This window comes from Streptomyces seoulensis (assembly GCF_004328625.1).
GTDB classification, from domain to species: Bacteria; Actinomycetota; Actinomycetes; order Streptomycetales; family Streptomycetaceae; genus Streptomyces; species Streptomyces seoulensis.
The window spans coordinates 2,156,789-2,182,008 of the sequence record NZ_CP032229.1 but is presented as its reverse complement, the minus strand read 5'-3'; the positions used below and the strand labels follow the sequence as shown (position 1 = coordinate 2,182,008).

Annotated in this window: 18 protein-coding genes and 1 pseudogene; 10 read left to right on the top strand and 9 right to left on the bottom strand. The window is 72.2% G+C overall.

The window, feature by feature from the left end; all coding sequences use genetic code 11:
• Positions 1–5: 5 nt before the first annotated feature.
• Complete coding sequence (gene tesB / locus D0Z67_RS10185; protein WP_031182410.1) at positions 6–872, top strand: acyl-CoA thioesterase II; 867 nt, start codon at positions 6–8, stop codon at positions 870–872.
• Positions 873–1,273: 401 nt separating this feature from the next.
• Entirely contained in the window at positions 1,274–1,690 is a 417-nt protein-coding gene (locus D0Z67_RS10180) for a hypothetical protein (RefSeq protein ID WP_131589633.1), read from the top strand.
• Between the two features lie 67 nt (positions 1,691–1,757).
• Here the strand turns inward: D0Z67_RS10180 and D0Z67_RS10175 are convergent, their stop codons facing one another.
• Positions 1,758–2,546: a phosphatase gene (locus D0Z67_RS10175; RefSeq protein WP_031182408.1), complete on the bottom strand. Its 789-nt coding sequence runs from the start codon at positions 2,544–2,546 to the stop codon at positions 1,758–1,760.
• Positions 2,547–2,616: 70 nt separating this feature from the next.
• Positions 2,617–4,134 carry a PucR family transcriptional regulator gene (locus tag D0Z67_RS10170; RefSeq protein ID WP_031182407.1) on the bottom strand — a complete coding sequence of 506 codons (1,518 nt, stop codon included), beginning with the start codon at positions 4,132–4,134 and terminating at the stop codon, positions 2,617–2,619.
• A 195-nt stretch (positions 4,135–4,329) separates the two neighbouring features.
• Between D0Z67_RS10170 and D0Z67_RS10165 the strand changes: the two genes are divergently transcribed.
• From D0Z67_RS10165 to D0Z67_RS10155, 3 genes are read left to right on the top strand one after another with little or no spacing between them, the layout of a single operon-like run.
• Positions 4,330–5,790, top strand: coding sequence for a sodium:solute symporter family protein (locus tag D0Z67_RS10165; RefSeq protein ID WP_031182406.1), 1,461 nt, complete (start codon positions 4,330–4,332; stop codon positions 5,788–5,790).
• Positions 5,791–5,846: 56 nt separating this feature from the next.
• Positions 5,847–6,818 carry an agmatinase gene (speB, locus tag D0Z67_RS10160; RefSeq protein WP_031182405.1) on the top strand — a complete coding sequence of 324 codons (972 nt, stop codon included), beginning with the start codon at positions 5,847–5,849 and terminating at the stop codon, positions 6,816–6,818.
• Positions 6,819–6,823: 5 nt separating this feature from the next.
• A complete protein-coding gene (locus D0Z67_RS10155) occupies positions 6,824–8,509 on the top strand; it encodes a thiamine pyrophosphate-binding protein (protein ID WP_031182404.1) in 1,686 nt (561 codons plus the stop codon).
• 61 nt (positions 8,510–8,570) lie between these two features.
• Here D0Z67_RS10155 and D0Z67_RS10150 read toward each other — a convergent pair whose 3' ends face one another.
• Both D0Z67_RS10150 and D0Z67_RS10145 read right to left on the bottom strand, forming a co-directional pair.
• Positions 8,571–9,374 (bottom strand): endonuclease I family protein, encoded by an 804-nt coding sequence (locus tag D0Z67_RS10150; protein WP_031182403.1) that lies wholly within the window; start codon positions 9,372–9,374, stop codon positions 8,571–8,573.
• Positions 9,375–9,510: 136 nt separating this feature from the next.
• Positions 9,511–9,972, bottom strand: a pseudogene (locus D0Z67_RS10145) (MFS transporter); the annotation flags it as partial.
• Between the two features lie 348 nt (positions 9,973–10,320).
• On the opposite strand from D0Z67_RS10145, the gene D0Z67_RS10140 reads away from it, so the two are divergent.
• Complete coding sequence (locus D0Z67_RS10140; RefSeq protein WP_037775467.1) at positions 10,321–11,244, top strand: serine hydrolase; 924 nt, start codon at positions 10,321–10,323, stop codon at positions 11,242–11,244.
• 80 nt (positions 11,245–11,324) lie between these two features.
• Here the strand turns inward: D0Z67_RS10140 and D0Z67_RS10135 are convergent, their stop codons facing one another.
• Positions 11,325–11,606, bottom strand: a complete 282-nt coding sequence (locus tag D0Z67_RS10135) for a hypothetical protein (RefSeq protein WP_031182400.1) — start codon at positions 11,604–11,606, stop codon at positions 11,325–11,327.
• A 156-nt stretch (positions 11,607–11,762) separates the two neighbouring features.
• On the opposite strand from D0Z67_RS10135, the gene D0Z67_RS10130 reads away from it, so the two are divergent.
• From D0Z67_RS10130 to D0Z67_RS10115, 4 genes are all read left to right on the top strand, one after another.
• Positions 11,763–15,482 carry an ABC transporter ATP-binding protein gene (locus D0Z67_RS10130; protein WP_031182399.1) on the top strand — a complete coding sequence of 1,240 codons (3,720 nt, stop codon included), beginning with the start codon at positions 11,763–11,765 and terminating at the stop codon, positions 15,480–15,482.
• A 106-nt stretch (positions 15,483–15,588) separates the two neighbouring features.
• Positions 15,589–15,978 carry a hypothetical protein gene (locus D0Z67_RS10125; RefSeq protein WP_031182398.1) on the top strand — a complete coding sequence of 130 codons (390 nt, stop codon included), beginning with the start codon at positions 15,589–15,591 and terminating at the stop codon, positions 15,976–15,978.
• Between the two features lie 87 nt (positions 15,979–16,065).
• Positions 16,066–17,499, top strand: coding sequence for a S28 family serine protease (locus tag D0Z67_RS10120; RefSeq protein WP_031182397.1), 1,434 nt, complete (start codon positions 16,066–16,068; stop codon positions 17,497–17,499).
• Between the two features lie 164 nt (positions 17,500–17,663).
• The gene (locus tag D0Z67_RS10115) at positions 17,664–19,505 is read left to right on the top strand and encodes a glycoside hydrolase family 3 protein (protein ID WP_031182396.1); all 1,842 of its coding nucleotides are present in this window, start codon (positions 17,664–17,666) and stop codon (positions 19,503–19,505) included.
• A 177-nt stretch (positions 19,506–19,682) separates the two neighbouring features.
• On the opposite strand, the gene D0Z67_RS10110 is transcribed toward D0Z67_RS10115, so the two are convergent.
• From D0Z67_RS10110 to D0Z67_RS10095, 4 genes are read right to left on the bottom strand one after another with little or no spacing between them, the layout of a single operon-like run.
• A complete protein-coding gene (locus tag D0Z67_RS10110) occupies positions 19,683–20,612 on the bottom strand; it encodes a ribokinase (protein ID WP_031182395.1) in 930 nt (309 codons plus the stop codon).
• A gap of 30 nt (positions 20,613–20,642) precedes the next feature.
• A complete protein-coding gene (locus D0Z67_RS10105) occupies positions 20,643–22,595 on the bottom strand; it encodes an ABC transporter permease/substrate-binding protein (protein WP_031182394.1) in 1,953 nt (650 codons plus the stop codon).
• Positions 22,585–24,117, bottom strand: coding sequence for a sugar ABC transporter ATP-binding protein (locus D0Z67_RS10100; protein ID WP_031182393.1), 1,533 nt, complete (start codon positions 24,115–24,117; stop codon positions 22,585–22,587). The genes D0Z67_RS10105 and D0Z67_RS10100 overlap by 11 nt, the downstream gene beginning before the upstream one ends.
• The gene (locus tag D0Z67_RS10095; RefSeq protein ID WP_031182392.1) at positions 24,114–25,172 is read right to left on the bottom strand and encodes a LacI family DNA-binding transcriptional regulator; all 1,059 of its coding nucleotides are present in this window, start codon (positions 25,170–25,172) and stop codon (positions 24,114–24,116) included. The genes D0Z67_RS10100 and D0Z67_RS10095 overlap by 4 nt, the downstream gene beginning before the upstream one ends.
• Positions 25,173–25,220 lie beyond the last annotated feature (48 nt).

Below are 25,220 nucleotides of genomic sequence, written 5' to 3'. Positions count from 1 at the left end.
ACGACATGAGCCAGGCACTTCAGGACCTCCTCGATCTGCTCGACCTCGAGCGGATCGAGGAGGACATCTACCGCGGGCAGTCCCGCTCCGCCGTCGTCCCCCGCGTCTTCGGCGGCCAGGTCGCCGCGCAGGCGCTGGTCGCGGCGGGGCGCACGGTCCCCGCCGACCGCGCCGCCCACTCGCTGCACGCGTACTTCCTGCGCACCGGCGACCCCGGCGCGCCGATCGTCTACAGCGTCGACCGCATCCGCGACGGCCGTTCCTTCACCACCCGCCGCGTGGTCGCCGTCCAGCACGGCAAGCCGATCTTCCACCTCTCCGCGTCCTTCCAGGCGTACGAGGACGGCCTCGACCACCAGGCCCCCATGCCCCAGGCGCCCGACCCGGCCACCCTGCCGACGTCCCAGGAGCGCCTGCGCGGCTACGCCCACCTCGACCCTGAGGTCGTGGAGCGCTTCCTGGAGGCCCGCGAGGCGATCGACCTGCGGTACGTGGACGAGCCGCCGTACGGGGAGTTCGGCGCCCCGCGCGAGCCGCACAGCCAGGTCTGGTTCCGCGCCAACGGCAAGCTGGCCGACGACCCTCTGCTGCACGTCGTCCTCGCCACCTACGTCTCCGACATGACCCTGCTCGACTCGGTGCTGCTCGCCCACGGGCGCGGCGGCTGGGCCGTCGGGGACGTGGTCGGGGCCTCCCTGGACCACGCGATGTGGTTCCACCGCCCCTTCCGCGCCGACGAGTGGCTCCTCTACGACCAGGAGTCCCCTTCCGCACACGGCGGCCGGGGTCTGGGCCAGGCCCGCATCTACACGCGGGACGGCGCCCTCGCCATCTCCGTCGTCCAGGAGGGCGTGGTCCGCGTACCCCGCTGAGGCGTCAAAACGGTTGCCCGGAGCCGAAGTTGACCTGCTCGGACACCCTTGGTCGCGAGAGCTGCCGCAGCGTGCGCGTGGCACCTGAGACACCTGGTCACTCAGTAGACCGCTCAACAGGACGCGCGACGCATCCGGGACTAGGCTTCATGAGTGAAAGCCGCAGCACACGGCATGCCCGGTGACGAGGATTCCGGCTTCCCGGACCTCAGCCGCAGCATCTGGTCGCGTGAACGCGCACAGGTGGTCTGTAAGGCGTCGGCGGAGCACGACCGTGCCGCTCAGTTCACTGCGGTGAAACCTGAAGACCGTGCCGCAATCTTCCTCTTCGCGGTGACGGCCATCCACCTCGCACCCAGATCGGGATCGCGAGAGACGATGGAGATGGAAGGTAATTTCTCATGCGATCAACGCGCGCGAGGCGTCTTGTCGCCCTGTCCGCCACCGGCCTTCTGCTGGCCGGCGGAGCAGCGGTGGGCGCCGCGGGCACCGCTTCGGCGACCCAGAACGGGCACCACAGCTCCTACGACCGGGACTACCGGGACGGTCACAACAGGTACAACCACGACCGCGGCTGGTGGAACGATGACGGCTGGGGCCGTCACCACCGCAACAACTGGAACAACTGGAACAACTGGGGTGACAACGACAACTACTGGGGTGGCTACGGCCACGGCGGTTACGGCCACAACGGTTACGGCCACGGCGGCTACGGCTACGGTGGCGGCCATGGCGGCGGCTACGGCGGCGGTCACGGCGGCGGCTACGGCGGCGGTCACGGTGGTGGCGGTCACGGTGGCGGCGGTCACGGTCGCTGACAACACCGCAATCTGAGCGAGACGTGCGGCCCCCGAGGGGGTCGCACTCCCGCGTCCGGGGACAGGATCAGGCCAGTCCGGCCTGGTCCAGCAGGTACGCCGTCATCGGGTCGTAGTGACGGGGGCTGACCACGTGGTCGTCCAGCGGGATCGCCACCTGGAGCGTGCCCTCGGCCTCGGCGAGGAACAGCGCCGGGTCGTTGCAGTCGGCGTACCCGGCCGCGTCGACGCCGTGCTGGGCCGCGTATCCCGCCCAGCCGTGGTCGGCCACGACGAGGTCGGGCAGTTCGCGGCCCTCGCGTTCGAGTCCGGTGAGGATGGCGCGCATCGGGTCCCCGGAGTGGGTGTGCCACAAGGTCGCGCCGTGCTCCAGCACGGCCACGTCCGCGAACTGCATGACGTACCCCTCGTCGGTCTGCAGCCGCTCCGGGATGACGACGATCTCGCAGCCGGCGGCGCGCAGCGCGGCGGCGGTCGCCCGGTGCACGTCCAGCAGGCCGCCGGGATGCCCGGTGGCGAACAGCACCCGCTGGCGGTCCTCGGCCGCCTTGCGCAGCCGCAGCGCGAGCCGCTCCAGCGCGGCGACGGTCAGCTCCGGGTCGATGGTGTCCTGCCCGTACCGGTGCTCGGCGTCGTCGTTCACGCCGACCCGCTCGGCCATCACCGCGAGCACGTCCTGCTCGTCGGTCCAGCGGTCGCCCAGCTCCAGGCCGAGCCAGTAGTGCCGGTCGCCGTTGGCCAGCCTGCGGTAGTGGGAGAGGTTGTTCTCGCGGGGTGTCGCCACGTCCCCCGCGATCCGCGTTCTCACCAGATGGTCGACGAGCTGAGCACGGCTGGGCGTCCCGGATATCGGCATGCCCCCCATTGTGGGGCAGCGAACGATCCGCCGTCTCCGGGACGCCCCTCTTCCGGGCGATCCCGGTGGATCATCGGTCGCGCAGCGCGAACCACAGCTCCATGCGTACGTCCGGATCGTCCAGATCCGTGCCGAGGAGGGTCGCGCAGCGGGTGACGCGCTGGCGGACGGTGTTGCGGTGCACGTCCAGCGCGACGGCCGTACGGTCCCAACTCCCGTGCAGGGAAAGCCAGGTGCGCAGGGTCTCGGTGAGCGCCGGGGCCGCCGCGAGCGGGGCGAGGAGGGTTCGCGCGTACTCCTCCGCGTCCGCGCGCGGCACCAGTTCGGTCAGGCCCGGCCGGACGCCGTGCCGGACCAGCGGGGCGCGGGTGGCGCGGGCGCGGGCCAGCGCGCGGGCGGCCTGCGCGTCGGCGGCCGGCCAGCCGTCGGGTTCGGCGGGCGCGCCGACGCCCAGCGTCCAGCCGGGCTGCGCGGCCGGCTCCCGCCCGGCGGGCACGAGGACGCGTACGACGTCCCGGCCCAGGTCGATCAGGGGTGAGCCGAGCGCCGCGCCGAGGGCGGTCGCGCCCACGGGGTCGGGGGTGCCGTGCTCCGGGCGGGCGTGCACGACGAGCCACCGCCCGCCGCTCCCCAGCAGCCCGGCCACCTCCGCCGGGGCCGCGCCCAGCAGCAGCCGCACCAGTGCCGAGGACCGGGCCGCGCCCGCCCCGCTCTGGTGCTCGCCGGTCAGCAGGGAGAGCAGGACGGCGGCGACGGAGGCGATGGTGTGGTCGGCCGGTTCACGCCCGCGCGTGGCAACACCGAGCACGAACCCGCTGCTCCCGCCGAGCGCGTAGGCGGCGAGCTGGGTGTCCGCCAGGGCATCGGTGGCCGAGGCGGGAGCCTCCCGTGCGGTGTCCGGCCGTACCACCGCCGTCAGTTTCCGCAGCGCCTCCTGGGTGCCCGGCACCGGGGCGCGGCCCGCGCTCGCGATCACCGTGCCGTCCGGGCCGTACAGCAGGGCGTGCGCGGAGAGGCGCTGGGCGAGCTGGCGCAGCACCGAGGGGACCGGGTCGGGACGGGAGGCGGCGGCCGCGAGGCTCTGCTGGGCCTCGGTGACCCGGCGCAGCTCGGCGAGCCGGGCCTGCGCCATCAGCTGCCACACCGCGCGGGCCACCCCGGAGAACGTGGTCCGGGGCGGCACCTCCAGCAGCGGAAGCCCGTACGCCTCGCAGGCGGCGACCAGCGCGCGTGGCACCGTGTCGTGCACCGGGGCCAGCCCGAAGCCGAGGGCCGCGCCGCCGGCCGCGACGATCCGGGACACGTAGTCCTCGAAGTAGTCCCCCGAGCTCTCGGCTTCGCTCGAGCGGGGGGCACCCCCATCGGCTCCAGCAGCCTCCGGCACGTGCACCCCCGCCGTCAGCAGCAGCTCGCCGCCCAGCAGATACGGGTACGGGTCGGCCATCTCCGAGGTGTGCGCCCAGTGGATCACGGTGTCCGGCGCCGGGGGACCGGCGATCTGGCGCAGACCCAGGTCCTCGCGGGCCAGCAGCGCGGAGAGCGGTACGGGCGGGGTCGGCGGGACGGACGGGGCGGTCGGCTCCGACATGGTGTGCACATCCTCCGGTCCACCCCGTTCATATGGATGAAACGTACACTTCGCAGTCGCTTTCCGGCCACCTATCGTCTAGCGGAACGGCAGCCGCGGGTACGGGCGGATGTCCCCGCGAACCGCTGCCGTCGACACCCCCACGCCAGAGCACGACACGCCACCGGACAAGCGCGCGAAGGAGGGCCCCAGCCCATGGCCGTCGACTACACAGTGATCGTCGTCTATCTCGCCGGGATGCTGGCCATGGGCTGGTGGGGCATGCGCCGTGCCAAGTCCAAGAGCGAGTTCCTGGTGGCCGGCCGCAGACTGGGCCCGGTCATGTACTCCGGCACCATGGCCGCGATCGTGCTCGGCGGCGCGTCCACCATCGGCGGGGTCGGCCTCGGCTACAAGTACGGCCTCTCCGGCGCCTGGATGGTCTTCACCATCGGCCTCGGCCTGCTCGCCCTGTCGGTGTTCTTCTCGGCCCGCATCGCCCGGCTGAAGGTCTACACCGTCTCCGAGATGCTGGACCTGCGCTACGGCGGCCGGGCCGGGGTCATCTCCGGCGTGGTCATGTGGGCGTACACCCTGATGCTGGCGGTCACCTCGACCATCGCCTACGCCACCATCTTCGACGTGCTGTTCGACATGAACCGCACCCTGGCGATCGTCCTCGGCGGCTCGATCGTCGTCGCCTACTCCACCCTCGGCGGCATGTGGTCGATCACGCTCACCGACATGGTGCAGTTCGTGGTGAAGACCATCGGCGTGCTGCTCCTGCTGCTGCCCATCGCGGTGGTCAAGGCGGGCGGCTTCTCCGGGATGAAGGCCAAGCTGCCGACCTCGTACTTCGACCCGCTGGGCATCGGCGGCGAGACGATCTTCACCTACGTCCTGATCTACACCTTCGGCATGCTGATCGGCCAGGACATCTGGCAGCGCGTGTTCACCGCCCGCGACGACCGCACCGCCCGGTGGGGAGGCACCGCGTCCGGCACGTACTGTCTGGTCTACGCGGTGGCCGGCTCGGTGATCGGCACCGCGGCCAAGGTGCTCTACCCGGGGCTCGCCAGCCCCGACGACGCCTTCGCCACCATCGTCAAGGACGAACTCCCCATCGGTGTACGGGGTCTGGTGCTGGCCGCCGCCCTCGCCGCCGTGATGTCCACCTCCTCCGGCGCCCTGATCGCCTGCGCGACCGTCGCCAACAACGACATCTGGTCCCGGCTGCGCGGCATCGTCCGCCCCGGCGGCGAGGAGCACGACGAGGTGAGGGGCAACCGCGTCTTCATCCTGATCATGGGCGTCGGTGTGATCGGCACCGCCATCGCGCTGAACAACGTGGTCGAGGCGCTGACCGTCGCCTACAACCTGCTCGTCGGCGGGCTGCTGGTGCCGATCCTCGGCGGCCTGCTGTGGAAGCGCGGCACCGTGCAGGGCGCGCTCGCCGCCGTGATCGTCGGCGGCCTCGCGGTGATCGGTCTGATGGCCGGCTACGGCATCCTCGCCAACGAGCCCGTCTACTACGGCCTGCTCGCCTCCCTCGCCGCCTATCTGGTGGTCTCCCTGGCGACCAGGCCCACCGACGAACGCGTCCTCGCCGTCTGGCGCGACCGCCTCGCCGGCAAGTCCCCCGAACTCCCGTCCGAACCGGTACCGGCTCACCAGTAGAGTCGTACGGAAAGCAGTACATGCGCGACGAAGCGCAAGGAAGAAGGCATTTCAGAATGAGCAGCTCCGAGACGCCCCGCGGGCCCGTCGACTCCTCCCGCGTCCCGCGCTACGCGGGCCCCGCGACCTTCGCCCGGCTGCCCCGGCTGGACGAGGTCGGCCGCGCGGACGTCGCCGTGGTCGGCGTGCCGTTCGACTCCGGCGTCTCGTACCGGCCCGGCGCCCGCTTCGGCGGCAACGCCATCCGCGAGGCGTCCCGGCTGCTGCGCCCGTACAACCCCGCCCAGGACGCCTCGCCCTTCGCCCTCGCGCAGGTCGCGGACGGCGGCGACATCGCGGTGAACCCGTTCAACATCAACGAGGCCGTCGACACCATCGAGGCCGCCGCCGACGACCTGCTCGGCACCGGCGCCCGCCTGATGACGCTGGGCGGTGACCACACCATCGCGCTGCCCCTGCTGCGCTCGGTCGCCAGGAAGCACGGCCCGGTGGCGCTGCTGCACTTCGACGCGCACCTCGACACCTGGGACACCTACTTCGGCGCCGAGTACACCCACGGCACCCCGTTCCGCCGCGCGGTGGAGGAGGGCATCCTCGACACCGAGGCGCTGTCCCACGTCGGCACGCGCGGCCCGCTGTACGGCAAGCAGGACCTGACGGACGACGAGAAGATGGGCTTCGGCATCGTCACCTCCGCCGACGTCTACCGCCGGGGCGCGGACGAGGTCGCCGACCAGCTCCGCCAGCGCATCGGGGACCGCCCGCTGTACATCTCCATCGACATCGACTGCCTCGACCCGGCGCACGCCCCGGGCACCGGCACCCCGGAGGCGGGCGGCATGACCTCCCGCGAGCTGCTGGAGATCCTGCGCGGCCTCGCCTCCTGCAACCTCGTCTCGGCCGACGTGGTCGAGGTCGCCCCGGCCTACGACCACGCCGAGATCACGTCGGTCGCGGCCTCGCACACGGCGTACGAACTCACCACCATCATGAGCCGTCAGATCGCGGCGGCCCGGAAGGACGCGTAAGCGACGTGACGCACGACCACGACCTGGAACTCCGCCCGACCGAGGCGCAGACAGAGGCGGCCCTGAATCCCCCGCCGGGGCGCAACGGCGGCGACCTGGTCGTGGAGACCCTGGCCGGGCTCGGCGCGACCACCGTCTTCGGCCTGCCCGGCCAGCACGCGCTCGGCATGTTCGACGCGCTGCGCCGCTCCTCGCTGCGCTACGTCGGCCTCAGGGTGGAGAACAACGCGGGCTTCGCGGCGGACGCGTACGGCCGGATCACCGGGGAGGCGGCGCCGCTGCTGCTCTCCACCGGGCCGGGCGCGCTGACCTCGCTGGCGGCGCTCCAGGAGGCGGCGTCGGCGTCGGCGCCGGTGCTGGCGATCAGCAGCCAGATCCCGACCGCCGGCCTGGGCGGTGGCCGGCACGGTTATCTGCACGAACTCCCGGATCAGTCGGCATCGTTCCGGGGGGTGGTGAAGTCGGTTCACACGGTGCGCTCGCAGTCGCAGATCCCGTCGGCCATCGCGGAAGCCTGGCGTTCGGCGCTGACCGCTCCGCACGGGCCGGTGTGGGTGGAGATCCCGCAGGACGTGCTGCTGGCTCAGACCTCGCTGCCGGTGGTGACGGCCCCGGACGCGACCCCGGAGGAACTCGTCCCGCGCGTCGAACTCACGGCTGTGGCAGCCGACTTGCTGTCCCGTGCGCTGCGACCCGCGATCATCGCGGGCGGGGGGGTCGTACGGGCGGACGCCTCGGGCAAGCTGCGCCGGCTCGCGGAGAAGCTGGACGCCCCCGTGGTGACCACCTTCGGCGGCAAGGGTGCCTTCCCCTGGGAGCACCCGCTGTCCCTCCAGTCCTGGCTGGAGGACCGGCACATGACCGACCTGCTGGAGGACGCGGACGTCCTGCTGGTGGTCGGGTCGGGGCTCGGTGAACTCTCCTCGAACTACCACACGTTCAAGCCGCGCGGCCGGGTGATCCAGATCGAGGCCGACCTCGGCAAGCTGGAGTCCAACCACCCGGCGCTGGGCATCCACGCCGACGCCCGCCTCGCGCTCCAGGCCCTGCTGGAGACGGTGTCCGAGCGGACCGACGGCACGGCGCCGGAACGGGTCCGGGACGTGCTCGCCCGGATCGGTGACCGTATCGCCGGTCAGGAACTCAGCCTGGAGCAGGACGTGTTGGCCTCCGTCCGCCGTGCGCTCCCGGCCGGCTCGCCGTCCTTCTGGGACATGACGATCCTCGCCTACTGGGCCTGGTCCGCCTTCGACCCGCGCGGCGCCAACACCATGCACTCCGCCCAGGGCGCGGGCGGCCTCGGCTACGGCTTCCCCGCCGCCCTCGGCGCGGCCGCGGCCGACCCGACCCGCCCGGTCCTCGCCGTCTCCGGCGACGGGGGCGCGCTGTACTCCATCGCCGAGCTGGCGACGGCCAAGCAGTACGGCCTCCCCGTCACCTGGCTCATCGTCGACGACGGCGGCTACGGCATCCTCCGCGAGTACATGACGGACGCCTTCGGCGAGCCGACCGCCACCGAGCTGACCCGCCCGGACTACGTCGCCCTCGCGGAGTCCTTCGGAGTACCGGGCGTCCGCACCTCCCCGGAGACCCTGGAAGCGGACCTCGCCAAGGCGCTGGCCGCACCGGGCCCGTCGGTGGTCGTACTGCCGGCGGTACTGCGGATGTTCGCGCCCACGCACTTGGGCTGACCGGCCGCACGGTGGTGAACTCCCCCTTCGCGCGGGGGAGTTCACCACCGTCGTGCTGCTCCTACCAGATCGCGTCGACCCACTCCGGGTGGTCGATGAACGGGTTCCGGTTGTGCTGGTAGGTGTCGTAGATGACCTGGTTGCGCTTCTCCTCGAAGGCGCTCGGCGGGTCCTCGTCGTTCCACTGCTTGAGGACGGACAGTTTCCCGATGTACGGGTTGCTGCCGTTGTCGACCTTCTCGTTGGGCTCCAGGTCGGCGAAGCCGTCGCCCCCGTCGTAGCGGACGGCCATGTAGAGGATCATCCGGGCCACGTCGCCCTTGTCCGCGTCGCGCGGCTCGAAGGAGTCGGAGTCGGTGAGGCTGCCGCCCCCGCCGCTGACCGCGCTGCCGCCGTCGTCGAAGTCCTTGTTGCCGCGGACGCTGTTGACCGACACGTCCGCCGGGCGCAGGTGGTGCAGGTCGGTGCCGGGGCCGGTCACCTCGCCGAAGTCGCCGTGCGACTTGGCCCACACGTGCTCGCGGTTCCAGTCGCCGGTGCTGCCCCCGCTCAGGGACTTGGCACGCGAGACGCCGCTGTAGAGCAGGATCACGTTGTTGCTGTTGTTCGGGTCCTGGTCGGTGACCTTCAGCGCGTCCCAGACCGCCGAGTACGAGATCTTGCTCTGGCTGCTGATGATGGTGTGCAGCGAGGACTTGAGACTCGCGCCCGTCTTGCCGACGGCGTTCTTGTAGTACGTGGTGTCGTACGAGGTCGTCGTCGCGCTCGCCGGGCCGGCGGCCGCGGCGGGCAGGGTGAGTCCGACAAGCAGAGCCGAAACGGCCAGCGCCGGAGCCTTCCAACGGTGCATGTGCGTCACGGGCATGAGGGTGCCGATCTACGCGGGTTGACTGAACGGACAACGAGCGTGACATGGACACGCCTAAGTGACGGTGAAGGGGGAGTGGCCGTTGTGTGACGAGATCTGGCAAGTCGGCTGTCTTGAGGGCTGCTTGGGGCCCCTAGGCCGTGTTCACCGTGATCGCCGTCTTCAGGCCCGTCAGGACGGCTGGGGCGGTCGTGCCGGGCGTTGCGGTGGTGGCGGTCGCGCTCATGATCGGGGTGCCCATGGTGATGCCGATCTGCTGGGTCATCGTGGTGAGGCCGGTGGCGAGGCCCTGTTCGTGGTCGGCCAGGCCGGAGGCGGCGGTGGCCATGAAGCCGACGATGACGAGCATGTTGCCGACGCCGCCGGTGAAGGTGGCGGCGAGCAGGAGCGCCAGTGAGCCGTGTCCTTCGCCGAGGCCCAGCAGTGCGGCCGTGGACGCCGCCTGGACGAGGCCGCCGACGATCAGCGTCCGCCTGTTGCCCAGCCGGGCGATGACCCGGGGCGCCGCCGAGCCGCCGAGGACCGTACCCGCGCCCAGCACGCCGAAGGCCAGCCCGGCCGCGAGCGGGGAGAAGCCGAGCACGTTCTGCAGGTAGCTCATCGCTTCGTGGACGCTCGCCATGCCGTCGGAGAGGATGGACGCGGCGTGCCCGATCTTCTCCGTCGTGACTGTGCGTCTGGAGACGCGGAGCCGTCTTCTTCAGATCGGCGATCTTGATGTCGAGTATCTTGCCGTCGCTGCCCCGGTCGCCCATGTGCCGCTCTCGTCCGCTCCGTCGACGCGCCAACCCAACGACCCTGGTGGGGACGGTCGTTTGCAATCGAAGAGAACGTCAAGAGGCGGCAGAGATCGCGTCATGATCACGTCGGGCGGAGGTGCCGCCCCCCAGACCTCCACGAACACCAGTGCAACCCTCCCCCCTCCCCAAGAGTCAATCCGTGCATGACGCATCGGATATCACCCCGCGCCCGGAAAGGCGCGCTCGCTGCCGTGGTCGGAGGGGCGCTGCTCGTGCCCGTCCTCGGGGCCGCCCCCGCATCCGCCGCTACGGCGGTCAGTTGCACCTCCGCCAAGGCCGGGCTCGCGGCCAAGCTCAGCAAGGACATCGGGGCCGCGCTCGCCACGCGGAAGGGGAGTGTGGCGCTCGGGGTGTACGAGGCGGGCACGAAGACGACGTGCACGCTGCGGGCGACCAGCGCGTACGACTCCGCCAGCACCGTCAAGGTCACCGTGCTGGCCACCCTGCTGTGGGACGCGAAGAAGCACAACCGGTACCTGACGAGCACCGAGACCTCGCTCGCCACCGCGATGATCACGAAGTCGGACAACACCGCGACCAGCAAGCTGTGGAAGCAGCTCGGCACGACGAAGGTCAAGGGCTTCCTGGCGGCCGCCGGGATGACGAAGACGACGCCCGGCGCGAACGGCTACTGGGGCCTGACCCAGATCAACGTCACCGACGAGCAGAAGCTGCTGAAGCTCGTCACCGCCAAGAACTCCGTGCTGAGCGACAACTCCCGTGCCTACATACAGAAGCTGATGGGCAAGGTCGTCTCGTCCCAGCGCTGGGGCACCCCCGCCGGCGCACCCTCCACCGTCGCCGTGCACGTCAAGAACGGCTGGCTCCAGCGCTCCACCCACGGCTGGCGCGTCCACAGCCTCGGCACCTTCAACGGCGGCGGCCACGACTACACGATCACCGTGCTGACCCAGGACAACAGCACGATGGACTACGGCGTCACCACCATCCAGAACGTCGCCAAGGTCATCCACAAGGACCTCGTCCCGACGGCCGTCAGGTCCGCCGCCTACGTCCCCACCAACACCCCGCGCGAGGCGTTCGTCGCCACCCCGCCGCAGGGCTGAACCTCACCGGGCGCCCCCCCCTGCCGGTCACCGTGCCCGCCCCACGGTGACCGGCGCTCGCGGCCCCCGCCGTCACTCCCTCAGCCAAGACTCCCGTCCGCGTTCCAGTCCGACGGGATCTCCGCCGTCAGCCCCAGCGCCCCCGCCCGCTCCTCCACGTGCCGCCGGATCTCGTCGTGCGGATCGCGTCGCCCCCGCCCCACCGCGTGGATCGCCCGGCGCAGATCCTCCGCGCCGTGCCGGTCCGCCGGCCTGACGGGGTAGCTGCCGTCCGGCAGGGCCCAGCCCTCCGAGGCGCAGTAGCGCCGGGCAGCCGCGTCCAGGTCGGCCGCGTCCGGTGTGTCGATGTTGCCCTTGTCCATGCCCGCCTCCAGCGCAGGGTCCGTACGACGCGACGCATTCCAGCACAGACCGGGGCACCCCGCCCGCCGGGCGACACGCCAGTGCCCGGAATACCCCCTCGCACCCCCGTGTTTGTGTCTCACGGAAGATCGGGCAGAGCGACGGAGGACACCCGGGTGGGACCGCAACGAGGATGGGCGCGACGGCTGGCGGGATACGCCTGGCGCCATCCCAAGGACGTCGTCCTGGCGCTGGGCGCCTCCCTGGGCGGGATGGCCGTCATGGCCGTGGTCCCGCTGATCACCAAGGTGATCATCGACGACGTGATCGGCGACCACACCCGCGACATGGCCCCCTGGGCCGGCGCCCTGGTCGCCGCCGCCGTGCTGATCTACGTCCTCACCTACGTCCGCCGCTACTACGGCGGCCGGCTCGCCCTGGACGTGCAGTACGACCTGCGCACCGGGATGTACGACACGATCACCCGGCTCGACGGCCGCCGCCAGGACGAGCTGTCCACCGGGCAGGTCGTCGGCCGCGCCACCAGCGACCTCCAGCTGATCCAGGGCCTGCTGTTCATGCTCCCGATGACCATCGGGAACGTCCTGCTCTTCCTGATCTCGCTCGGCATCATGGCCTGGCTGTCGCTCCCGCTGACCCTGGTCGCGCTCGCCGTGGCCCCCGCGCTCGGCTGGATCGCCCGCCGCAGCCGGACCCGGCTCCACCCCGCCACCTGGTACGCCCAGGCCCAGGCCGCCGCCGTCGCGGGCGTGGTCGACGGCGCGGTGAGCGGCGTGCGCGTGGTGAAGGGGTTCGGGCAGGAGGAGCAGGAGACCGGGAAGCTGCGCGAGGTCGGCCGCAGGCTGTTCGCGGGGCGGCTGCGCACCATCCGGCTGAACAGCAAGTACACCCCCGCCCTCCAGGCCGTCCCGGCGCTCGGGCAGGTCGCCATGCTGGCCCTCGGCGGCTGGCTGGCGGTGCGCGGGCACATCACGCTGGGCACCTTCGTCGCCTTCTCCACCTACCTCGCCCAGCTCGTCGGCCCGGTCCGGATGCTCGCCGTGGTCCTCACCATCGGCCAGCAGGCCCGCGCGGGCACCGAACGCGTGCTGGAGCTGATCGACACCGAGCCGTCCCTGAAGGGCGGCACCAAGGCCCTCCCCGCCGACGCCCCCGCCTCCGTCGAGTTCGACGACGTCTCCTTCGGCTACGACCCCGAGCGCCCGGTGCTGGACGGGCTCAGCCTGGAGATCCGCCCCGGCGAGACCCTGGCCGTGGTCGGCTCCTCCGGCTCCGGCAAGTCCACCCTCTCCCTGCTGCTGCCACGCTTCTACGACGTCACCCACGGCGCCGTCCTGGTCGGCGGCCACGACGTCCGCGAGCTGACGCTGGACTCGCTGCGCGCCGCGATCGGCCTGGTCCCGGAGGACTCCTTCCTGTTCTCCACCACGGTCCGCGAGAACATCGCGTACGGCCGTCCCGACGCCACCCAGGACGAGATCGAGGCCGCCGCCCGCGCCGCCCAGGCGGACCGTTTCGTCCGCGAGCTGCCCGAGGGGTACGACACCAAGGTCGGCGAGCACGGCCTGACCCTCTCCGGCGGCCAGCGCCAGCGCCTCGCGCTCGCCCGCGCCCTGCTCACCGACCCCCGCCTGCTGGTGCTGGACGACGCCACCTCGGCGGTGGACGTGAGGGTCGAGCACGAGATCCACGAGGCGCTCGCCCATGTCATGGCGGGCCGCACCACTCTGCTCATCGCGCACCGCCGTTCCACCCTCAGCCTCGCCGACCGCATCGCCGTGCTGGACGGCGGCCGGCTGGTCGACCTCGGCACCGACGAGGAACTCCAGGAGCGCTGTCCGCTCTACCGCAGGCTGCTCACCGACCCCGACGAACTGGGCGCCCCCTCGCCGGGCCACGCCCGCCCGGCCCAGCAGGCCGAGGACACCACGCTCCGCGAGGAGCTGGACGCCGAGTTCGACGCCGAGCGCGGGGTCACCCCCCGGCTGTGGACCGGCGACCGCACGCCGAGGGAGGAGACCCTCTCCGGCACCCCGGCCACCCCCGAGCTGCTCGCCCAGGTCGAGGCGCTGCCCCCGGCCACCGACACCCCGGACGTGGACGAGGCCCGAGCGGTGCGCGCCGAGGACTCCTACGGACTGCGCCGCCTGCTGCACGGCTTCGGGCGCCCGCTGCTGGTCAGCCTGGCGCTGGTCGCCGTCGACGCGGGCTCCGGCCTGCTGCTGCCGGTGCTGATCCGGCACGGCATCGACGAGGGCGTGACCCGTACCGCCCTCGGCGCGGTCTGGGCGGCCTCCCTGCTCGGCCTACTCACCGTGCTGGTGCAGTGGACCGCGCAGTACGGCGAGACCCGGATGACCGGCCGTACCGGCGAGCGGGTGCTGTACGCGCTACGGCTGAAGATCTTCACCCAGCTCCAGCGGCTCGGCCTGGACTACTACGAGCGCGAGCTGACCGGCCGGATCATGACCCGGATGACCACGGACGTGGACGCGCTGTCCACGTTCCTGCAGACCGGCCTGGTCACCGCGTTCGTCTCGGTCGTCACCTTCTTCGGGATCATGGGCGCCCTGCTGGTGCTGGACGTCCAGCTCGCGCTCGTCGTGTTCGCCACCCTGCCCCCGCTGATCCTCGCCACCTTCTTCTTCCGCCGGGCCAGCGTGAAGGCGTACGAGCTGGCGCGGGAGCGGGTGTCGGTGGTCAACGCCGACCTCCAGGAGTCGGTGGCGGGCCTGAGGATCGTGCAGGCGTTCCGCCGCGAGCGGGACGGCGGGCGCCGGTTCGCCGAGCGCAGCGACTCCTACCGGCAGGCCCGCGTCCGGGGCCAGTGGCTGATCTCGATCTACTTCCCCTTCGTGCAGCTGCTGTCCTCGGTGGCGGCCGCCGCCGTGCTGATCTCGGGCGCCGGGCGGGTGGAGGCGGCCACGCTGACCACGGGCGCGCTGGTCGCCTACCTGCTCTACATCGACCTGTTCTTCGCCCCGGTGCAGCAGCTGTCCCAGGTCTTCGACGGCTACCAGCAGGCCACCGTCTCGCTGGGCCGCATCCAGGAGCTGCTGCGCGAACCGGCGTCCACCGGGTCCGCCGACGCCCCGCTGGAGGTGCTCTCGCTGCGCGGCGACATCGCCTTCGAGGACGTCACGTTCGCGTACGGCGACGAGGAGGAGGCGCTCACCGGGATCGATCTCGCCATCCCGGCCGGGCAGACCGTGGCCTTCGTCGGCGAGACCGGCGCGGGCAAGTCGACCCTGGTCAAGCTGGTGGCGCGGTTCTACGACCCGACCTCGGGCCGGGTCACCGCCGACGGCACCGACCTGCGCGCGCTCGACCTCACCTCGTACCGGCACCGGCTGGGGGTGGTGCCGCAGGAGGCGTACCTGTTCCCCGGCACGGTCCGCGACGCCATCGCGTACGGGCGGCCCGACGCCACCGACGCCGAGGTGGAGGCGGCGGCGCGGGCGGTCGGCGCGCACGAGATGATCGCCACCCTGGACGGCGGCTATCTGCACGAGGTCGCCGAGCGCGGCCGCAACCTCTCGGCCGGCCAGCGCCAGCTGATCGCGCTGGCCCGCGCCGAGCTGGTCGACCCCGACGTGCTGCTGCTGGACGAGGCGACCGCCGCGCTGGACCTGGCCACCGAGGCGCAGGTCAACCACGCCACCGACCGCCTCGCGGGCCGCCGTACCACCCTGGTGGTGGCGCACCGGCTGACCACGGCCGCCCGCGCCGACCGGGTCGTGGTGATGGAGCACGGCCGGGTCGTGGAGGACGGCCACCACACCGAACTCCTCGCCCGTGACGGCCGGTACGCGGACATGTGGCGGACCTTCATCGGGCAGTCGGAGCCGGAGGAGCCGGTCGGCGTCACCTCCTGAGGGGCGTGATCGCCGGGGTCCGCGCAACCATCCGGCACATCCGAAGCGTCCGTACATCAGTACGTAGATCGCAAAAGTGTGCCCATGGGGCGGGGAAGGACGAGCGGTGGACGGTGGGGCGATACGGCGGTGGGCGGCACTCGGCACGGCCGCGCTCTCCCTGTCCGGGGTGTTCGCCCTCGCGGCCCCCGGCACCGCCCAGGCGGCGGCCGTGGGGCGGTGCGCGGGGCGTGAGGTGCGGACGCTGCCCTTCCTGACCGGCACCGTCCACCTCTACCGGAGCAACGGCTTCGTGTGCGCGACCACCGTCCCCAAGAAGCCCGGCTCCGGCATCCTGCTGGTCAGCGTGCAGGCGCGGGGCAACCGGCCGGTGACCGACCGGGGCCACTACAAGCACCACGCCGGGCCGGTGACCGTGCATGCCGGGCACCGGTGCGTGCGGGTGCGCGGAGCGGCCGGCCGGGGCGCCGTGGCCTCCGGCTGGATTCTGTGCTGATCGCGCGGAGCGGCCAACCCCCTCTGGTGTGAGAGCAGTTGCTCGGATAGCTTCCGGCGGACATCTGTCTCACAGGGGAGAGTGCGCATGCGCAAGGCGCTGAGATGGCTGCTGGCGCTCACGGTGCTCATCGGCACACTGGGCACGGCGGGCACAGCGGGGGCGGCCACCACCGCACCGCCGGCACCCACGGACATCAAGGACCGGCTGCTGGCGATACCCGGCATCAGCCTGGTGGAGGAGAAGCCGTACACCGGCTACCGCTACTTCGTCCTGAACTTCACCCAGCCGGTCGACCACCGGCACCCGGACCGGGGCACCTTCCAGCAGCGGATCACCGTGCTGCACAAGGACACCAGTCGCCCGACCGTCTTCTACACCGGCGGCTACAACGTCTCCACCACGCCGTCCCGCCGCGAGCCCACCCAGATCGTGGACGGCAACCAGGTCTCGCTGGAGTACCGCTTCTTCACCCCGTCCCGCCCGGCCCCGGCCGACTGGTCCAAGCTGGACATCTGGCAGGCGGCGAGCGACCAGCACGCCGTGTACCAGGCGCTGAAGCCGCTGTACTCCGCCAACTGGCTGGCCACCGGCGGCTCCAAGGGCGGCATGACGGCCACCTACTACGAGCGCTTCTACCCCCGCGACATGGACGGCGTGGTCGCCTACGTCGCCCCCAACGACGTGGTGAACGACGAGGACTCGGCCTACGACCGCTTCTTCGAGCGCGTCGGCACCAAGGAGTGCCGCGACAAGCTGAACGCCGTCCAGCGCGAGGCGCTCGTCCGTCGCGAGCCGCTGGAGAAGAAGTACGCCCAGTACGCCGCCGACAACGGCTACACCTTCACCACCATCGGCTCCCTGGACAAGGCGTACGAGGCCGTGGTCCTGGACTACGTGTGGGGCTTCTGGCAGTACAGCGGCCTGGCCGACTGCGACTCCGTCCCGTCCGGCGCGGCCACCGCGACCGACGACGCGATCTGGGACTCGGTCGACACCATCTCCGGCTTCTCCGCCTACACCGACCAGGGCCTGGAGCAGTACACGCCGTACTACTACCAGGCGGGCACCCAGCTCGGCGCGCCCACCATCCACTTCCCGCACATCGAGCGGAAGCTGATCCGCTACGGCTACCAGCCGCCGCGCAACTTCGTGCCCCGCTCCATCCCGATGCGCTTCCAGCAGGGCGCCATGCGGGACGTGGACCACTGGGTCCGGCACGACGCCCGGCACATGCTCTGGGTGTACGGGCAGAACGACCCCTGGGGCTCGGAGCGGTTCCGCCCCGGCGCGGGCGCCCGTGACGCGTACGTGTTCACCGCGCCCGGCATGAACCACGGCGCGAACGTCGCCGGGCTCGTCGCCGACGAGCGGGCCTTCGCCACCGCCCGCATCCTCAAGTGGGCCGGGGTGGCGTCCCCGGCGGTCCAGGCCGACCCGTCGGCGGCCGAGCCGCTGGCCCGGTTCGACAGCAGGCTGGACGTACGGGACGTGGAGCGCGAGCCCGCGCTGCGCCCGTAGGTGAGGCGGGGGAGGGGGCGCCGGGTTTCGTCCGGCGCCCCCTTCGCCGATTCCGGACGCGACGGGTGACGGCCCGTGAGTTCCCTTGACGGAAAGAAACTTCCCGGATATTGGTGACTTCCGAAAGTTTCCTTCAGCGGTTCTCTCCTTCGGAAGGGGCGCACGTGCACCACACCAGCACGGGAAGCACGGGAAACACCGCGGGACCCTCCAGACGCTCCCTGTTCGCCGGCGCGGCCGGCCTCGGCGCCGCGCTCGCCGTCCCCGCCGCCTCCGGCACGGCCCACGCCGCCACCCCGGACGACGCGGCGCTGCGCGCGGTCATCGCCCGGATGACGCTGGAGGAGAAGGCCGGCCAGCTCTTCGTCTCCCGGATCTACGGCCACTCCGCCACCGCCCCCGACCAGGCGGACATCGACGCCAACCTGGCGGAACTCGGCGTCCGCACCGCCGACGAGCTGATCGAGCGGTACCGGGTCGGCGGCATCATCTACTTCACCTGGGCGCACAACACCCGCGACCCGCACCAGATCGCCGACCTCTCCAACGGCATCCAGCGCTCGTCCCTGACCCGCCCGCGCGGGCTGCCCATGCTCATCGCCACCGACCAGGAGCACGGCGCCGTCTGCCGGATCGGCAAGCCCGCCACCCTGCTCCCCGGCGCCATGGCACTGGCCGCCGGCCGCTCCCGCACCGACGTCCGCACCGCCGGCCGCATCTCCGGCACCGAGCTGCGCGCGATGGGCGTCAACCAGGACTACGCGCCGGATGCCGACGTCAACGTCAACCCGGCCAACCCGGTCATCGGCGTACGGTCCTTCGGTGCCGACCCGGCCCTCGTCGGCACCCTGGTGGCGGCCGAGGTGAAGGGCTACCAGGCGGCCGGGGTCGCGGCCACCGCCAAGCACTTCCCGGGCCACGGCGACACCGCCGTCGACAGCCACACCGGCCTGCCCGTCATCACGCACAGCCGGGAGCAGTGGGACACCCTGGACGCGGTGCCGTTCCGGGCCGCCGTCGCCGCGGGAATCGACTCGGTGATGACCGCGCACATCCAGTTCCCCGCGCTCGACCCCTCCGGCGACCCCGCCACCCTCTCCCACCCCATCGTCACCGGCATCCTGCGCGGCGAACTCGGCTACGACGGCGTGGTCATCACCGACTCCCTCGGCATGGAGGGCGTCCGCACCAAGTACGGCGACGACCGGGTGCCGGTGCTCGCGCTCAAGGCCGGGGTGGACCAGCTGCTCAACCCGCCCTCGATGGAGGTGGCCTACAACGCGGTGCTGGCCGCCGTCCGCAACGGCGAGCTGACCGAGGCCCGTATCGAGGAATCGGTTCTCCGCATCCTGCGCATGAAGGCGCGGCTCGGTCTCTTCCAGGGCACCCGCGTCACCCGCGCCGGCGTCGACCGGACCGTCGGCAACAAGCAGCACCTCGCCGCCGCCGACCACATCGCCGACCGCACCACCACCCTGCTGGCCAACGAGGGCCGGCTGCTCCCGCTGGACCGGCGCAGGCAGCCGAGGGTCCTGGTCGTCGGCGCCGACCCGGCCTCCCCGTCCGGCACCACCGGCCCGCCCACCGGCGTCCTGGCCGCCGCGCTGAACGGACTGGGCTTCACGGCAACGGCGTTGTCCACCGGCACCGCCCCCACGGCGGACGCCATCACCAAGGCGGTCACCGCCGCCCAGGACGCCGACGCGGTCGTCGTGGCCACGTACAACGTCACGGCGTCCAGCTCCCAACGCACGCTGGCCCAAAGGCTGTTGGCCACCGGCCGTCCGGTCGTCGCGCTGGCGATCCGCAACCCGTACGACATCGCCCAGCTCACGGAGGTCAAGGCGCACCTGGCCGCCTACTGCTGGACCGACGTCGAACTCCGCGCCGCCGCACGGGTCATCGCGGGCCGCGTGAAGCCACGCGGCAAGCTCCCGGTGCCGATCGCACGTGCGGACGACCCGGCGAAGGAGCTGTATCCCCTGGGGTACGGACTGAGCTACTAGGAGCCCGCGAAAAAACCGCTCCCGGGCGTACAACCCTTCGCCCCCATCCCGTGTCGTACTACGCGTCAGGGCTTCGGGGGGAATTCCGTGGGGGGATTGCGAAGCTCCGGCACGCAGGGGGAAAGCCGAGGGGGCGTCCCCGGTCGATGAGACCGGGGACGCCCCCTCGAAACTTTCTCAGGCGTCCAGCGCCGCGACCTCCGCCGCCGTCGGGTACGACTCCTGCGCCCCGCGCCGGGTCACCGCCGCCGCGCCCACCCGGGCCGCGTAGGCCGCCGCCACCGGCAGCTCCTCGCCCGCGCCCAGCCGCCAGGCGAGCGCGGCCGTGAACGCGTCCCCGGCACCCGTGGTGTCCACGGCGGCCACCGCCACCGACGGCACCGCCCGCACGCCCGAGGCGTCGCAGACCAGCGCGCCCTCGGCGCCCAGCGTCACCACCACCGAACGCGGGCCGAGGGCCAGCAGGCGCCGTGCCCAGTCGGCCGGGTCGGCCGGGACTTCACCGGGCTCGCCCGTCCCGCCAGTCTCCTCGTCACCGAGCAGCACCCGCGCCTCGTGCTCGTTGACCACCAGCGGATCGCAGGCGGCCAGCACCTCGCCGGGCAGCGGGCGCGGCGGGGACGGGTTCAGCACGAACCGGGTGCCCTCGGGCAGCGCCCGCACCACGGCCGCGACCGTCGCCGGCGGGATCTCCAGTTGAGCCGACACCACCCTTGCCGCGCCCAGCACCTCCGCCCGCACGTCGTCCTCGGTGAGGCGGGCGTTGGCGCCGGGGGAGACCACGATGCTGTTGTCCCCGGACGGGTCGACGGTGATCAGCGCGACCCCGGTCGGCGCCCCGCCGGTCAGCACCGCCGCCGTGTCCACCCCGGCCGAGCGGAGCGAGTCCCGCAGCAGCCGGCCGTGGCCGTCGTCGCCGACCCGCGCCAGCAGCGCCGTACGGGCGCCGAGGCGGGCGGCGGCGACCGCCTGGTTGGCGCCCTTGCCGCCCGGGTGGACGGCCAGGTCACCGCCGAGCACCGTCTCCCCGGCACCCGGCCGCCGCTCCACGCCGACCACCAGATCGGCGTTGGCGGACCCCACGACCAGCAGGTCGTAGTCGTACATCAAGGCTCCCTACGAAGAGGTGAGGCGCGGTCAGCCGGTGAAGCCGGCCACGTTCTCGCGGGTGACGACCTTCACCGGCACCTTCACCATCGGTGCCACCTTGCCGCCGTCCAGCGCCTTGAGAGCGTTGGTGACGGCGATCCGGCCGAGCTGGGTCGGCTGCTGCGCCACCGACGCGTACAGACTGCCGTCCTTGACCGCCTTCAGTCCGTCCGGGGTGCCGTCGAAGCCGACGACCTGCACGGACCTGCCCGCCTTGGCGCCGAGCGCCTTGATCGCGCCGAGGGCCATCTCGTCGTTGGCCGCGATGACGCCCTGCACGTCGGGGTGGGCCTGGAGCAGGTTGGACATCACGTCCAGACCCTTGGCCCGGTCGAAGTCGGCCGGCTGCTGGGCCAGCACCTTGATGCCGGGGAACTGCTTGAGCCCCTTGGCGAAGCCCTCGGCCCGCTCACGCGCGGCGGAGGTGCCCGCCTGGCCCTGGAGGACCACGATCCGGCCCTTGCCGCCGAGCTTCTCCGCGACCGTCTTCGCGGCCAGCTCGCCGCCGGCCACGTTGTCGGAGGCGACCAGCGCGGCCACCTTCGCCTTGTTGACCCCCCGGTCCACCGCGATCACCGGGATGTCGGCCTTCCCCGCGGCCTTCACCGAGTTGCCGGCCGCGTCGGAGTCCACCGGGTTGACGATGACCGCGCCGTAGCCGGAGCTGGTGAAGTTCTGCAACTGGTCGGCCTGCTGGGAGGCGTCGTCGCGGGCGTCGGTGACGGTGAGGTCCACGCCCCGCTTCTTCGCCTCCGCCTGGGCGCCGTCCCGGATCTGCACGAAGAACGGGTTGTTCAGCGTCGACAGCGACAGACCCAGCTTGGGGTTCGCGGAAGCCGAGCCGCTGTGCAGGAAGGAGGTCGCGCCGACGATCGCCACCGTCACCACGGCCGCGAGCCCGTACGTCGCCGCCTGCTTGCCCCGGTTCCCGCCACCGGTACCGGCCGCCGCCGGGGTCGTCCCGGCCTTGCGGCGCACGGTGTCCAGCAGCACGGCCAGCGCGATGACCACACCGATCACGACCTGCTGCCAGAACGCCGAGACGGAGAGCAGGTTGAGGCCGTTGCGCAGCACCGCGAGGATCAGCGCGCCGATCAGGGTGCCCGACGCCTTGCCGGTGCCGCCCGCCAGCGAGGCTCCGCCGATGACGACTGCCGCGATGGCGTCCAGCTCGTAGCCGTCGGCGGCCTGCGGCTGCGCCGAGGAGAGCCGGGAGGCCAGCACCACACCGGCGACGGCCGCGAACACACCGGACAGCGCGTACACGGCGAGCTTCTGCCGCTTCACCCGCAGGCCGGACAGGCGTGCGGCCTCCTCGTTGCCGCCGATCGCGTACATCGACCGGCCGATGTAGGTCCGCCCCAGCACGAACGCCGCGAGCAGCCCCATCACCACCATGACCAGCACCGGCACCGGCAGCCAGTTGCCGAGGGTGTCCCCGAGGTGGGAGACGGAGTCCGGGAACGGGATCGGCACGCCCCCGGAGATCACCAGCGACAGACCGCGCGCCACCGACAGCATGGCCAGCGTCGCGATGAACGGCGGCAGCTTCCCGTACGCCGTCAGGAAGCCGTTGACCAGGCCAGCCGCGATGCCCGTGGCGAGCGCCAGGACCACCGCGAGGGCGACCGGAACGCCGTGCGACGTGGCGCTCCAGGCCAGCACGGTCGCCGACAGCGCGGCCACCGAGCCCACCGACAGGTCGATGCCCGCCGAGACGATCACGAAGGTCACACCGAAGGCGAGGATCGCCGTCACGGCGGCCTGCACACCGATGTTGAGCAGGTTGTCGGTGGTCAGGAAGTCGCCCGACAGCACCGACAGGGCTATGACGAGGACGATCAGCGCGGTCAGCGCGCCGTTGTCGAGCAGCAGCCGGCCGAAGCCGCCCGCCGTGGAACTGCCGGAGTCCGCCCGGCTCTTGAGGGTGTCAGTGGCCACCGGGGGCCTCCGTTTCGCTACTGGTTCCGATCGTGGGGGTGCCCACGGCGAGGGACATGACGGCGTCCTGGGTGGCCTCGGCGGCGTCGAGTTCGCCCGCGATCCGGCCCTGGGCCATCACCAGCACCCGGTCGCTCATGCCGAGCACCTCGGGCAGGTCGCTGGAGATCATCAGGACGGCGGCACCGGCCGCGGTGAGTTCGTTGACGAGCTGGTAGATCTCGACCTTGGCGCCGACGTCGATGCCGCGCGTCGGCTCGTCGAGGATCAGCACCCGCGCGTCGGCCAGCAGCCACTTGCCGATGACGACCTTCTGCTGGTTGCCGCCGGACAGGGTGCGCGCGTGCTGGCCGAGGCCCGCCATCCGCACGTTCAGCCGCTCGGCGATCCGCCCGGCCGCCGCGTGCTGGCCCTTGCGGTCCACCAGCCCGCCCCGGCTCGCCGAACGCAGGGTCACCAGGCCCAGGTTCTCCGCCACGGAGGCGTCGAGCACCAGGCCCTGGCCCTTGCGGTCCTCGGGCACCAGGCCGATCCCGGCGGTCAGCGCCGCGTCCACGTCGTGCCGGCGCAGCACGGTGCCGCGCACCTTCACCGTGCCCGCGTCGTACGGGTCGGCGCCGAACACCGCCCGCGCCACCTCGGTACGGCCCGCGCCCACCAGCCCGGCGATGCCGACGACCTCACCGGCGCGCACCTCGAAGCTCACGTCGTGGAAGACGCCGTCCCGGGTCAGCCCCTCGACGGCGAGCAACGGCTCGCCCCGCTCGGGGCGCTCGCGCGGGTACTGCTGCTCGATGGAACGGCCCACCATCAGCCGGACCAGCTCGTCCTCGGGCGTGGACGCCGGGACCCGGCCGACGCTGCGGCCGTCCCGGATCACGGTGACCCGGTCGCCGAGCGCGGCGATCTCGTCCAGGTGGTGGGTGATGAAGACGATGCCGACGCCGTCCGCGCGCAGCGAGCGCACCAGCGTGAACAGCCGGCCGACCTCCTCGGAGGTGAGCACCGCGGTCGGCTCGTCCATGATCAGCACCCGGGCGTCCAGGCTGAGCGCCTTGGCGATCTCCACCATCTGCAGCCGGGCGATGCCCAGTTCGCGGACCCGGGTGCGCGGGTGGACGTCGAGGCCGACCCGCTTGAGCAGGGCCTCGGCGTCCGCCTCCATCCTGCCCCGGTCCACCATGCCGAACCGGCGCGGCTGGCGGCCCAGGAAGATGTTCTCGGCCACCGTCAGATCGGGGACCAGATTGAACTCCTGGTAGATCGTGGCGATCCCGAGCGCCTCCGCGTCCCGCGCGGAGCGCACCCGGACCTCGGTGCCGTCGACCAGGATGCGCCCGGAGTCCGGCGGGCTGGCGCCGGAGAGGGTCTTGATCAGCGTGGACTTGCCCGCGCCGTTCTCGCCGAGCAGGACATGGACCTCGCCCCGGCGCAGGCCGAAGTCGACGCCGTCCAGCGCGACCACACCGGGGAATGCCTTGCGGATGCCCTCGACGCGCAGCAGTTCGTCGGGATCGCTCACGGTGTGCTCCTCTGCACCGGTGTGCTCCTTCGCATGGGGGACGTGGGAGGGATGAGTACGGGGGCCGGCGCACCGCACGAGCGGCGCACCACCAGCCGGGCGTCGAGGGTCACGGACTCCGCGGTCCGCCCCTCGATCCGGTCGACCAGGGCGCGTACGGCGGCCCGGCCGAGGTCGCCGGTGGGCTGGGCGATGGCGGTGATCGGCGGGTCGGTGTGCACGAACCACGGGATGTCGTCGAACACGGCCAGCGCGATGTCGTCCGGCATCCGCAGCCCGCGCGCCCGGATCGCGTCCAGCGCGCCCAGTGCCATCAGGTTGTCGGCGGCGAACACCGCGTCGGGCGGCTCGGGCAGGTCGAGGAAGCCCTCGGTGACCCGGCGTCCGCTGGCCGCCTGGAAGTCGCCGTGGCCGACCAGCTCGTCGGTGAGCGGCAGCCCGTACGCGGCCAGCGCGTCCCGGAAGGCGGTCACCCGCTCGCTGCCGGTCGTGGTGCCCGCCGGGCCCGCGATGATGGCGAGCCGCCGGTGCCCGAGCAGATGCAGATGCGCCACCAGATCCCGTACCGCCCGCCGTCCGTCGGCCCGGACCACCGGGACCTCGGCGCCGGGGATCCAGCGGTCCACGAAGACCACCGGGGTGCCCGCGCGCGCCGCGTCCAGCAGCAGCGGGGAGTCACCGGGGGCCGGGGAGACCAGCAGACCGTCGATCCGGCGGTCCAGCAGGGTGCGGACGTGGTGGTCCTGGAGATCGGGGCGCTCGTCGGCGTTGCCGATGATCACGCTGTACCCGAGGGCGCGGGCCGCCTCCTCCACCGACCGGGCCAGCTCGGTGAAGTACGGGTTGAGCACATCGCCGATCACCAGGCCGAGGGCGTGGGTCTGGTCGGTGCGCAGGGAACGGGCCACGGCGTTGGGCCGGTAGCCCAGTGCGGCCACGGCGGCCAGGACCCGGGAGCGCGCGTCGGCGCTCACCGAGGGATGAGCGTTCAGCACGCGCGAGACCGTGGCGACGGAGACACCCGCCGCGGCGGCGACGTCCTTGATGCTCGCCATCGACGGCTCCACCTCCTTGTGGAATCGTTTACAACGATGTGTTCCGGA

Excerpts from the sequence above, each read along its gene's own strand:
- tesB (WP_031182410.1), top strand. The coding sequence starts at position 6 with ATGAGCCAGGCACTTCAGGACCTCCTCGATCTGCTCGACCTCGAGCGG.
- D0Z67_RS10180 (WP_131589633.1), top strand. The coding sequence starts at position 1,274 with ATGCGATCAACGCGCGCGAGGCGTCTTGTCGCCCTGTCCGCCACCGGC.
- D0Z67_RS10175 (WP_031182408.1), bottom strand. The coding sequence starts at position 2,546 with ATGCCGATATCCGGGACGCCCAGCCGTGCTCAGCTCGTCGACCATCTG.
- D0Z67_RS10170 (WP_031182407.1), bottom strand. The coding sequence starts at position 4,134 with ATGTCGGAGCCGACCGCCCCGTCCGTCCCGCCGACCCCGCCCGTACCG.
- D0Z67_RS10165 (WP_031182406.1), top strand. The coding sequence starts at position 4,330 with ATGGCCGTCGACTACACAGTGATCGTCGTCTATCTCGCCGGGATGCTG.
- speB (WP_031182405.1), top strand. The coding sequence starts at position 5,847 with ATGAGCAGCTCCGAGACGCCCCGCGGGCCCGTCGACTCCTCCCGCGTC.
- D0Z67_RS10150 (WP_031182403.1), bottom strand. The coding sequence starts at position 9,374 with ATGCCCGTGACGCACATGCACCGTTGGAAGGCTCCGGCGCTGGCCGTT.
- D0Z67_RS10140 (WP_037775467.1), top strand. The coding sequence starts at position 10,321 with ATGACGCATCGGATATCACCCCGCGCCCGGAAAGGCGCGCTCGCTGCC.
- D0Z67_RS10135 (WP_031182400.1), bottom strand. The coding sequence starts at position 11,606 with ATGGACAAGGGCAACATCGACACACCGGACGCGGCCGACCTGGACGCG.
- D0Z67_RS10120 (WP_031182397.1), top strand. The coding sequence starts at position 16,066 with ATGCGCAAGGCGCTGAGATGGCTGCTGGCGCTCACGGTGCTCATCGGC.
- D0Z67_RS10110 (WP_031182395.1), bottom strand. The coding sequence starts at position 20,612 with ATGTACGACTACGACCTGCTGGTCGTGGGGTCCGCCAACGCCGATCTG.
- D0Z67_RS10095 (WP_031182392.1), bottom strand. The coding sequence starts at position 25,172 with ATGGCGAGCATCAAGGACGTCGCCGCCGCGGCGGGTGTCTCCGTCGCC.